The organism is Filifactor villosus (genome assembly GCF_042652965.1).
GTDB lineage: Bacteria > Bacillota > Clostridia > Peptostreptococcales > Filifactoraceae > Filifactor > Filifactor villosus.
Map to the genome: position 1 here is coordinate 101078 of NZ_JBHSHL010000002.1, position 11643 is coordinate 112720.

The 11643-nt window shown below is 41.3% G+C and carries 8 protein-coding genes and 1 riboswitch; of the genes, 1 reads left to right on the forward strand and 7 read right to left on the reverse strand.

The annotated features are described in order from the left end of the window. Positions 1-443: 443 nt before the first annotated feature. From ACFO4R_RS00460 to thiW, 4 genes are all read right to left on the reverse strand, one after another. Positions 444-2267, reverse strand: coding sequence for a hypothetical protein (locus ACFO4R_RS00460; RefSeq protein ID WP_379786977.1), 1824 nt, complete (start codon positions 2265-2267; stop codon positions 444-446). A gap of 718 nt (positions 2268-2985) precedes the next feature. Continuing rightward, positions 2986-4416 carry a hydroxyethylthiazole kinase gene (thiM, locus tag ACFO4R_RS00465; protein ID WP_379786978.1) on the reverse strand — a complete coding sequence of 477 codons (1431 nt, stop codon included), beginning with the start codon at positions 4414-4416 and terminating at the stop codon, positions 2986-2988. 10 nt (positions 4417-4426) lie between these two features. Continuing rightward, positions 4427-5731: a phosphomethylpyrimidine synthase ThiC gene (gene thiC / locus ACFO4R_RS00470; RefSeq protein ID WP_379786979.1), complete on the reverse strand. Its 1305-nt coding sequence runs from the start codon at positions 5729-5731 to the stop codon at positions 4427-4429. A gap of 1 nt (position 5732) precedes the next feature. Next, positions 5733-6233, reverse strand: a complete 501-nt coding sequence (gene thiW / locus ACFO4R_RS00475; protein WP_379786980.1) for an energy coupling factor transporter S component ThiW — start codon at positions 6231-6233, stop codon at positions 5733-5735. 772 nt (positions 6234-7005) lie between these two features. Then, a riboswitch (TPP riboswitch) is annotated at positions 7006-7107 on the reverse strand. Between the two features lie 204 nt (positions 7108-7311). Here thiW and ACFO4R_RS00480 point away from each other — a divergent pair. After that, positions 7312-7494, forward strand: a complete 183-nt coding sequence (locus ACFO4R_RS00480; RefSeq protein WP_379786981.1) for a hypothetical protein — start codon at positions 7312-7314, stop codon at positions 7492-7494. 74 nt (positions 7495-7568) lie between these two features. Here the strand turns inward: ACFO4R_RS00480 and ACFO4R_RS00485 are convergent, their stop codons facing one another. The 3 genes from ACFO4R_RS00485 to ACFO4R_RS00495 all read right to left on the reverse strand — a co-directional run. Then, positions 7569-10610, reverse strand: coding sequence for a type I restriction endonuclease subunit R (locus tag ACFO4R_RS00485; protein ID WP_379786982.1), 3042 nt, complete (start codon positions 10608-10610; stop codon positions 7569-7571). Further along, complete coding sequence (locus ACFO4R_RS00490; protein WP_379786983.1) at positions 10598-11083, reverse strand: hypothetical protein; 486 nt, start codon at positions 11081-11083, stop codon at positions 10598-10600. The genes ACFO4R_RS00485 and ACFO4R_RS00490 overlap by 13 nt, the downstream gene beginning before the upstream one ends. After that, a partial coding sequence (locus ACFO4R_RS00495; RefSeq protein WP_379786984.1) for an IS5 family transposase occupies positions 11076-11643 on the reverse strand: 568 nt, incomplete at its 5' end. The genes ACFO4R_RS00495 and ACFO4R_RS00490, both read right to left, overlap by 8 nt.

Sequence of the window (11643 nt, forward strand, 5' to 3'; positions counted from 1 at the left end):
AATGATTCAAACACCACGTTTCGGGAGATTTTTGAAGATCTGTTTGCAGATACTCCGAAGCAACAAATCGAAACCCATCGCCATTGGGAAAATGCTCCCAAAAAAGAACCTCCTGTTTTTGTCCACGAATGTACAAGTGACCGCCATCTGCCGGGCCAATAGCATCTATGGGTTCATCCTTAGCACAAAACAGATTGTATCCCGATTTTACAAGGACTGCGGCATTGTTTTCATGAGGTTTGCAATAATATGAAAATGTAACTACATAGCTCTATTTTTATATTCCCTTCTTTTTCGATGTTCAAACAACTTTTATCTCTGTTCCTCCGGACTAACTGCTCGCAAACATTCAAAAATTGGATGTTTCCACCTACTCCGAAATATACTTAATAGAGGGTACAAACCTTTTTCATCTATGAGAATTTCAAACAAGCTGCTCCCTCTTACATCGGATCTCGACCCTTATCCTTCGTAAAGAATAACCTCTGAACATTTTCTGCAATCTGCTGCGTTTTTTCACCGTCGTAAACATAGAGCTTATTGTTTGCTTCTCTGTGAACCTCCGTATTCGTCAGATACAATACCCTCCCCCCATCGGTAAAGTATGCATCATAGACATCTTTTGCGATGAACTTGCTTTCTCCCTTCGTATAGCTTTTCAGATGACCGTGTTCGATCCCGCGGTTCCATGTGGTAAAATACAGCAAGGTCTTTGTTTTTTCATCATAGTCCCAACGCTCGGTATTGACGTCTTCATCTACTTTTTTGCCATCAACGTACAGGTCGCCGACGAATTCAGCCTTAAATTTAAAATAAATTTCCGTCCCGTCACCGAAGACATTTTTCCTTGTAGTCGACACATTGTCCGAAACAACTATCGGATCACTGACGCCGTCTTCGGACACCTCGACCCTATACAGATCCCCCTTGAGATATTGGCCATCCACATTCTTGTAAAAGTACAGTCGTCGACCGGACGAATCAGCCGAAACAGTCTCCGCGACAACACCCGACATTGTCATCACCCTGTCCTTTATCGCCACAAAATACGGAGTTGTTTTTTGAAATTCCTCAAAAACTTTATCCATGATCTCATAAAGATCGTATTCCTCATTCAACTCGGAAAGTTTTATTTTTGTAAAGGCTTTTGCATCATACTCCCTGAAAAACACCTGTGTCCGGTCCTGCATCACCCAACCGAACAAAGCGATATCCCACATAATACCGCTCGAAATCCACAGACATCGCTCATTGAGTTTGTGCGACTTTTCCCCGTCGAAATACCATAATGTATTGACTGTCCATCCATACTCATCCGCATCTTCCTCCGAAAGATTTTTTATAAATTCTTTACGGGGTGAATCGGGTGCAACATCATCTTCGATCAGTTCATCCCAAGGGATTATTTTTTCGTCAGTCCGATAATACCCTTCGCCATTGTTGAGAAACCCGATCACGATAGCATTGTTCGCGATCTTTTCTTCCTTACCGGCATGGTAAAGATAGAGATTCTCTCCCCTTGAATACACAAATTTCGTAAGCTCTTCATTGCAGTAAACGATGTAATGAATGTTTTTCACAATTTTTTTCGGTTTTTCATTTTGAGATTTGACATACAGATCGGAATTCTCATCCAAAAAACAAATGTTTTTACCATCTCCGGAGATATAATATTCTCCGACATACTCTGAGAGTTTTTCCGATTTTTTCAGATCAAAGTCCCATCGATATAAGCCGCGCTCATCCCCTTTCACATACAGCATATGCTCTTTGTCTGCGCTCGTCAGATATTCGCTTATGTTTTCATCGATGAACCGGGGTTTCTCATCCTCTTTATTCAAAGACTTGTAGTACAACCGCATTTCTCCCGGATCGGAATGGTCTGCAAAAATAACGGCTTGATTTTTAAAGATCCGATCGATGTTGCTACTGACAGCATAGACATCCTCTCCCTCTGTTTTCAAGTATTGTTCGGTCAACTGCTCAGGCTGTACGCTATCCGTCTTCTCCAAATCGATGTATCGGATCTCGTTGTTTTGAAGATAAAAGATATAGTCCGAGGCCGCCTCCTCGATAACTTCCTCCTCGTTGGACGACACCTCCTCCGGAGCCTCTGTCTTGCCGGAGGTCGCCTCCTGCGAAACCTCTGTCTTGCTGCACGAGACCGGCCATAGGCCCATCAGTATCACAAGCACCAATGTAACAAGTCGATAAAAGTACTTTTTTCTGAACAAACAGCGTTTTTGTTTCATAGGATCGCCTTTCATCTTTTCCTCCTTTACTTTTTTCGTACAACATCCATCTTATACTGTTCTTCGTTTAAAATACAGGGTATACAAACTTATCATTGCCAAAAAACAATTTGGATCATGAGATTCTTCAAAGTATACAACATGATATTTTAATTAGGAAAACACCGCACAAAAATAAGTTTCTGATTTTTGCCTACTTCTATAAAATACGAAGATCTGTCATATCAATATTTTTAAAAATTTCATCTTTCGTATAAAATTGGTTTTATGTTGATTTTTCGAATTTTGCGGTATCTCCATAACACTATCCACCAATAGAAATATGGATATATCCATTTTTGACTGTGAAAAATTATTTTTTCTTCTATGGATAACAGATGATTTATATCTACAACCCAAAGGAATTCCAGTATTATGCCGCTGTAACGGTACATCGAAATTCGTAACTTTGACATGAACTCCTTTGATTTATAAAGATAAAAAGATAAGGTTAAAAGTATATTTATGAGATTACTTGAAAAATGAAAAACCTGCGAGATACCCTTGTAAAACAGAGGAGGTTTTATACGAGTATCTCACAGTTTTTACTTTTTGTAAATAATTGTATAGACACGTTCCGGCATCAGTCCACAAAATACGGAAATTTGTCATATCAACATTTTCGAGAGTTTGATTCTTCTTATAAATGACACTTTTTCAATTGTTCAGCATCGCCCTTTTTCAAGTTCCGGTATCAAAGCCGTATCTTCTCCTTTAACTCCCGGGCGGATTTTTTGACATCGGGGGAAGAGAAGATCGCCGAGATCACTGCGATCCCGTCAAGGTTTTTGCCCTCCAGCAGAGGAAGGTTGTCTCCGTTGATCCCTCCGATCGCCACAACGGGAAGATCGATATTGTCCGTGATCTTTCCGAGTTCTTCCATCGACAAGGCATGGGTATCGGACTTGGATAAGGTGGCAAAGAGAGCGCCCACTCCGATATAATCCGCACCGGACTCACAAGCTTCACGAGCCTCCCTGAGGTTGTGGGCGGAGAGACCTATGATCTTGTCGCCAAGCAGCCTCCGCGCTTCTTCGATCTTCACATCCTCACGGCCGAGATGAACGCCGTCGGCTCCCACAGCCTTCGCTACATAGGGATCGTCATTTATGATCAGAGGGATGCCGTAACGATCGCAGAGGTTCTTTACGCGAACGGCGAGCTGTTTCAACTCCTCTCCCTTCAACTTTTTTTCCCTTAATTGTAGGAGGGTAATTCCGCCTTTCATTGCCTGCTCCAATTTGGCGAAGTATTCCTTTGTTTCCGAGTACTCCGGTGTGATTGCATAGAAGAAGAGGTTTCTTCGAATACCGTTCATCTCCTTCAGTCTGATATGTTTCTCCACCTCTTGGGTCCTCATCGTACTTAGGGCATCCATCATCGAGGTTTTCATACTTCCGGTTCCTCCGCCGACCTCTTCGGCACGTGTACGGGCAAGTTGTCCGGATATCCCCATCATCGCACAGGCGAGAAGGGTCGCTTCCATCTCCTTCCCTGGATTTGCCCCGATACATGCCCCAATCAGTCCCGACAGCATACAACCGACACCTGTGATCCTCGTCATCCTTTCATCTCCGTTTCTTATAAGGTAGAGACGATCTCCTTTTGCGATGATATCTTCCTTTCCGGTAATCACGGCGATGCAACCGTATTTCTCGGATATTTTTTTTGCAAGCTCCATCCGTCCTTCTCGGTTCTTATTCTCGTCTTCAAAGGCATCCACTCCTTTGCTTCTCGTCTTCTTCCCACAGATCGCAAGCATCTCCGAGTAATTTCCCTTAATTACGGTAACATCCACCTCTCGAATGAGTTTGAGGACGGATCCCTGTCGAAATTTTGATGCCATACAACCGACGGGGTCGAGAATGACGGGGACGCCTTGCCTATTCGCCGTCTTTCCCGCCACCATCATACTGATGAGTTTTTCCGCACTGAGCATACCTGTATTGAGGACCAGAGCGGAGGATCGTGCCGTGATATCCTCGACCTCCTCGATGTAGTCCGCCATTATGGGCACTCCTCCGATGGCAAGCACAGCATTTGCAACATCGTTTGCCGTGACGGGATTGGTCATGCAGTGAACACAGGGTCGTTGTCGCTCGACCCGCTCCAAAAGTTCTCGCATATCCTCCCTCCTAATCCGCAAGTTTGATTTTTTCTCCGCTTAAAATACGGTTGGTCGTCCTCATGGCGCACATTTTTCCGCACATGGTGCAACTGTCCCTCTCACTTGGAGGCTTGGACTCAAAGTACTCCCGCGCCTTCTTGGGATCGAGTGCGTAGGAGAACATTTCCTCCCAGTCGATCCGTCTTCGTGCATCGCTCATCCTGTCATCAATGTCCCGTGCTCCTTCCAAACCCTTTGCAATATCACCCGCATGTGCCGCGATCCTACAAGCGATGATTCCATCGCGCACATCCTGAAGGTCGGGCAGCCTCAGGTGCTCCGCCGGTGTGACATAGCAGAGAAAATCCGCTCCCGCACTTGCAGCGACCGCTCCTCCAATCGCAGAGGTGATATGGTCGTAGCCCGGTGCGATATCGGTCACGAGAGGCCCTAATACATAGAAGGGCGCCTCGTGGCAGAGACGTTTCTGGAGGATGACATTCGCCTTGATCTCATTGAGAGCCATGTGACCCGGACCTTCTATCATGACCTGGACGTTTTTCTCCCATGCCTTCCTGGTGAGGATTCCAAGCTCTATCAGCTCCGATATCTGAGCCGCATCGGTGCTGTCGTGTGTGCTTCCGGGACGGAGCGCATCTCCCAAAGATATGGTCACGTCGTAGCGGTAGAGGATGTCCAAAAGTTTTTCATAGTGCTCATAGAAGGGATTTTCGTTACCCGTCATCTCCATCCATGCAAAAAGGAGGGAGCCTCCCCTCGATACGATGTTGGTAATTCGCTCGGACGATTTGAAGGCTTCTACCGCCCTTCGATTGATCCCCGCGTGAATCGTCATAAAGTCTACCCCTTGCTTGGCGTGGTGTTCCACAACCTCAAGAAAGTCCTCCGCAGTGATATCTTCCAATTCTTTTTCCAAATATCCGACAGCATCGTACATCGGGACCGTCCCTATCATCGCAGGAGAAAAGTCGATGAGTTCGCCTCGAAACTTGTTCGTCTTTCCGTAATTGGACAAGTCCATGATCGACTCTGCGCCGAGCTCTATGGCCAACTTGACCTTCTCAAACTCCTCGGTATAATCGGGACAGTCCCCCGAAACCCCGAGATTTACATTGATCTTGGTCTTGAGACCCTTGCCCACCCCTTCGGCGCTCAGCGCTTTGTGATTAATGTTTGCGGGAATTGCTACCTTTCCCTGTGCAACGTAGCTCATCAGGAGCTGTACATCGATGTTTTCCTTTTGTGCCACCGTTTTCATCTGCTCGGTTATGATCCCCTTTTTTGCCGCTTCCATCTGCGTCTTATAACTCATCCTACAATCCTCCCTCGATTTTTGTGTAAAACATCCCCGTCTTCTCCAGCGAAATGATACCTGCAAGCCCTATCAGAGCTCCCGCCGCCGAACTCATGGAGAAGGGGATAACGAAACTAAGCAGTGCGACCTCCTTGGATAAGAGCAGAGCCGCAACGGGATAGGCGATGATCGCACCCAATAGGCCCGTACCGATCAACTCTCCGACAAAGGCCGCTCCCAAACAGCGATACCTTCGATACAGGACTCCCGCAAGACACGCACCCACCATACTTCCCGGAAACGCAAGAAGGGATCCCGTGCCCGCCGATACGCGGATCACTGAAGTTGCAAAGGCGGTCAGCACCGCATAGAACGGACCGAGCATCACCGCCGCAACGAGGTTTATCATATGTTGCACGGGAAACACCTTTGAGACTCCGACAGGGATATAAAATCCCGAGAGTACGACTCCGACTGCTACGAAAAGACTCGCAACCGAAAGTTTTTTTGTGTTGGACATAAGTTCTTCCTCTCCTCGGGAGGATAATATTTGCAGTATGTAAAGAGAAGAAACACACGGACATCTACACTCTTTGATCGGAGCATACTATATGCTGAAATTGACCGGTGGACTTTGAGATATATACTAATCATCAAAAACGATAGCTATCCTCCAACGGAAAGTATAGATAGATCTATTTTTCGACCACGAAAAATGGTTTTATCTTCTATGGGTCGCAATCGTTGATACCCACAACTCAAAGCACAGCATCGTTTTCATTCGAAAAACAAGGTTCTTAAACGTCTCTGTTTCAAAGGCTTTCTTCAATCTCTAAAACAAGAGAAAAAACCACAGTGTCCCTTTGTGAGGTACTTCCATAGCCCCCAAATTGTTTTTCGATAATTATATACTCTGTATACCCGGTGTTTCAAACGGAAAATAGTATAAAGAAAACACCGCACAATTCAAAAAATCATTGTAATACTATTCTCCAGTAGAAGTATGGACGCATCTGTTTTTCAACCACGAAAAACTGTTTTAACTTCTATGGGTCCACGGATTGTTTATGTCCATAACTCAAAAGAATAATAGTATAAAATCGCTGTATATGAATGTTGAATTTTTTGAAAGTGTTGATTTGACAAAATTTCATTTCTTACAATTTCATAAGAAAATCAAAATTTTACATTTGTGCGGCATTGTCTAAACATAAGATAGGATCACAGGAAAGCACCGATGTATGGTCGATCCTCCTGCCTCATCAACGAAAAAAAGCGCCCTAAAAACGGGCGCAATAATCCGATAGATTCCCTACGTTGGCATTATCCAAATCAGGTACGGTCGAAACCTCTGTTTCCTCTCAGCCTGCATCCAAGCTCCCGAATATACCTTGATTATATCGAAAGAAACCGCAGTTGTCAAACAGAAGTATATCGTTGGGAGGATACTGAGAGAATTATCGGGAAAACCAAGTTCTCAAATTTTTAGTCAATTTTCTTTTAAAAATTTTTTTGAAAATCTAGATCGTGTCTACGCAATACTTTACAAAACGTAAAAAATGTGAGATACTCGTATAAAACAGAGGAGGTTTTATACGATGGAACAACTACAAAATAGGCATGATTTAACCGATGCACAGTGGAATAGAATTGAACCGATTATCAAACAGCACTTAAATAAACGTGGCGGTTCAAATGCCAATGACAACAGAGTATTTGTCAACGCCAGTGATTCTTCTTTGCTAAATGGTCTGCAAACTTTATTTTACCAAAGGAATTGATCTATGGATTATTTTTTATTCAGTTGTTCAATTTCATTTTACAACTTACCAATATAAACCCCCAAACTAAACTTTTAAATCCCAACAAAGACTTCTACAATCTTTCTTATCTTTTCTAATACGGATTCTTTCTTCTTTTCTCTTGCTCCCTGTCTGCGTGAAGTCGGTGGGATAATACGATCCAACTCATCTCCTGCATATTCGACATATCCTTTATTGATAGCCTTTTCTATAAATCGTTTTGAGTCTTCTTTCAACTTTTCTTCTTGAACTAAGGATATTATTTTATTTTCCTTCTCTTTCTTTGCAAAACGATAGAATGACTCAAGAATATCATCGGTGTTTTTTAGTTCAGATAACCTTGTGCCGTTTATAAAGTTCATAATCAATTCTTCTTTTGCTCTTGTGCCAAGGCTTGACCTGATGACCCTGCGAACTTCTGCTTTTAAACCTTCCACATCATCGTTTTCCTTTGACTTTTCGAAGATCAAAGCCAAAATATAATCCAGATTTATCTCGTCTGTTTTCAGTAAGTCAATCTGAAATTCCACATCAGAAAAATCAATTTGCTCACCCTCGGACCCTTCATTGCGCTTTGAATTTACAATGCTTTCTCTAATATCAACATAGACGCTCTTCATATCTTGCATCTGCCTGTCCGAGATGATTTTTTCAAAGCTTTCAAACTCATCAAAATTTTTCAGGATATTCTCAGCCTTCAGTAGTTCACCAAAAAGCTCTACAAATTCCTTTTTGTCCGCTTCTGATATAATTTCGGTTGGTTCCGGAAATTTAGTTATCATTTCATTGCAGATATCTTCATACCCTTTGATCACACCTCCCGTTGCTTCATCTTTAAAACCATGAATATACTCTTCATAGCTCTTTTCCAAAATAATATTTACACTGTTTTCATCACCGAATGTCTTTATTGCATCCTGTGTAGCCTTTTCCAAGTCCCTAAAGCAAACAATATTACCAAATGTTTTTACCTTGTTCAGGATACGGTTTGTTCTTGAAAACGCCTGAATAAGACCGTGATATCTAAGATTTTTATCCACAAACAACGTATTTAACGTAGGTGCATCAAATCCTGTCAAAAACATTCCTACTACTATCAGCAAATCGATTTTCTTCTCTTTTACTTTAAGAGACAAATCCTTATAATAGTTTTGAAATTCATTTCCGTTTGTAGAAAAATTGGTTTTGAAGTAATCGTTATAGTCAGTAATCACCTTATCCAAAAATTCTTTTGCTGACATCTCCATCGCTGAAACATCAAAATCCTCTTCGGATATTTCTCCGACCGCTCTTTGTTCTTCATTGGCTGCAAAACTATAAATGGTAGCTATTTTTAATCTTTTTTCTTCAGGCAAGCTGCTCTGCTGTCTTTCGAACTCTTCATAATATAATTTTGCCGCTTCAACACTTTGCACAGCAAACATAGCATTAAAGCCATTAAGTCTTCTATGCTTCAAATCATAAAACTCATTACGATGTGTTTTCGTGTCAAATACCCTAAGAATATGCTTTGTGATTTCAGTGATCCTTTCCGGATGAAGTAACATTTTACTTTCCAGTTTTGCTAATTTCTTATCATCTTCCTCTTTTTCTGCACTCTTGAATTTAGGCGTAATATTGTTATAATCAACCTTAAATTTTAAAACCTTTCCATCACGAATAGCATCCGTGATAACATAGCTGTGAAGCTGTGCTCCGAATATCCCTGATGTCGTATCTCCACCAATAGAATTTTCAGGAAAAATCGGTGTTCCCGTAAAACCGAATTGATAATATTTTTTAAATGACTTTCTGATATTCTTCTGTGCATCTCCAAACTGAGAACGATGACATTCATCAAATATAAGCACGCAATGCTTATCATAAATTTCATGGGCAGGATTCTTCTTTACAAACTCATTTAGTTTTTGTATTGTGGTAACTACAATCCTGTTATCATCCCTTTCGATACACCTTTTCAGTTCCTTTGTATCCTTACTTCCATTCACACTGTCCGGCTGAAACCTTTGATATTCTTTCATTGTTTGGTAGTCTAAGTCTTTTCTGTCTACCACAAAAAATACTTTATCAATAAAACCCAGTGTTGTAGCAAGCCTTGCTGCTTTAAATGAAGTTAACGTTTTGCCCGAACCTGTCGTATGCCAAATAAATCCTCCCGCTTCCGGTCTGCCGGCTTTTTTGGTCTCATAGCTTGACTTTATCTTCCACAAAATTCGTTCGGTTGCTGCTATTTGATACGGTCGCATGATAAGGAGAGTATTATTTGAATCGAATACGCAATATTTTGTAAGAACCTCAAGGATAACCCGCTTCTCAAAAAACGTCTTAGTAAAGTCCTCCAAATCACAAATCACCTTGTTTTTAGCATCTGCCCATTCACAAGTGAACTCATAATGATTTTTGTTCTGTGCGGTTGTATTTGCAAAATATCTGGTATAGGTTCCATTGGAGATTACAAATATCTGTACATACTTATATAATGAGTTTTCACTGTTAAAGCTTTCTTTACTGTATCTATGAATTTGATTAAAAGCTTCGTGCAAATTCACCCCTCTTTTTTTGAGTTCTATGTGAATAAGCGGTAAGCCGTTTACCAAAATGGTTACATCATAACGATTTCTGCTTTTTCCTTCAGCACATACCTGATTCGTAACTTGCAAAAAATTGTTATGTATATTTTTCTTATCTAAGATCTTAATGTTTTTCAAATGTCCGTCATCAAAAATAAAATCATGGATATGATTCTCCTGCACCTTTCTGGTTTTCTCGATCATCCCATCATTTGGAGCATCCAAATATTCAATTAAAAATCTGCTCCACTCTTCATCAGAAAAAGATATATTGTTCAGTTTTTGAATTTGAGTTTTTAAGTTTTCATATAGTTCATCATTTGATTTTACTATAAGCCTCTCATATCCCTGCGAGACCAGGTTTTCAATCATATGTCTTTCAAGTTCCGCTTCACTTTGATATGAAGTTTCTCTAACTCGAAAGTCTTTTTCAAAATTTGCCAAAATGATTCCACCTGTCATCTCTGCGATGGTAGATGTTTTGTAATTTACTTTTCCTTGCGACATCTGATTTACTCCTTCCATTTATATTCTCTCTTAAAATTTTCAAAGAGTAGCTTTAAGAGATTTTTCTCATTCGGCTTCAATTCCTTCGCTTCCAAGTCTGATATTTTATTATGCGATGACAAGTTAATAAATCTAATATATGCTTTTCTATCCTCATCAGACATACCATCCGCTACAAGGATATCGCCCCAATTATTATATCCAAGAAAAGATGCTGTTTTTTCCAACAAGTTTCTAAATAACATGAAATGATATCTCTCAACGAGGTTATCATCTATTGCCTTTTGAATGATTTTTTTGACAAACAAATGATATCCAAACGGGGTATCATTCTGTTTATTAAGGAAATATATAGGAAAGACCTCACAATTGGCAAAATAAAAAAAGAATGGGGATAACAGGGTAAAAAATTGATATTTATTCCCCGTTATCTCCATGTTTCTCTTTGTTGTGCCCGATTTTTCGTTTTTCGGGCACAACAAATTAAGCACTTAGGCTCCGCCTCTGTGCGATCAATAGATTCGCCAAGCTACACAGGATATTCAGCTTCGCCTCCTGTTTCTTAAGTCCTTTATATCTCGTCTTTCGATACCCGAACCTTGCTTTGATGATCCCAAAGACATGTTCTACTTTGGATCGAATCGATGATTTCTCCCTCTCTCTTCGTTTGATCTGTCCTTTCGATCTCGCACTCTTCTCCCTGCTCTGTGAACGTCTCTTGTTGATTTTGTAGTTGATCTTTTGTCCTTTTTTGTTTCTCTTTCTTGCTTCCTCCCGTCGCTCTGCTCCCAAATAAGCGCTATCTCCATAGACTTCTTTTTCTTCTCCTGTTAATAACTCCGGCACCATCGTTACATCGTGTACGTTCGCTGCACTTACTTTCACGCTGTGTACCAAACCGTTTTTAGCGTCTACCCCTATATGGGCTTTGTATCCGAAGTACCAATTGTTTCCTTTCTTTGTTTGATGTGCCTCCATGTTTCTTTGTTTACTTTGGTTTTTTGTGGAGGAGGGAGAGGAGATGATGGCAGCATCTACTATGGTTCCTTTT

Coding starts and splice junctions, on each gene's coding strand:
- ACFO4R_RS00460 (WP_379786977.1), bottom strand. CDS start 2,267: ATGAAAGGCGATCCTATGAAACAAAAACGCTGTTTGTTCAGAAAAAAG.
- thiM (WP_379786978.1), bottom strand. CDS start 4,416: ATGCGAGAACTTTTGGAGCGGGTCGAGCGACAACGACCCTGTGTTCAC.
- thiC (WP_379786979.1), bottom strand. CDS start 5,731: ATGAGTTATAAGACGCAGATGGAAGCGGCAAAAAAGGGGATCATAACC.
- thiW (WP_379786980.1), bottom strand. CDS start 6,233: ATGTCCAACACAAAAAAACTTTCGGTTGCGAGTCTTTTCGTAGCAGTC.
- ACFO4R_RS00480 (WP_379786981.1), top strand. CDS start 7,312: ATGGAACAACTACAAAATAGGCATGATTTAACCGATGCACAGTGGAAT.
- ACFO4R_RS00485 (WP_379786982.1), bottom strand. CDS start 10,610: ATGGAAGGAGTAAATCAGATGTCGCAAGGAAAAGTAAATTACAAAACA.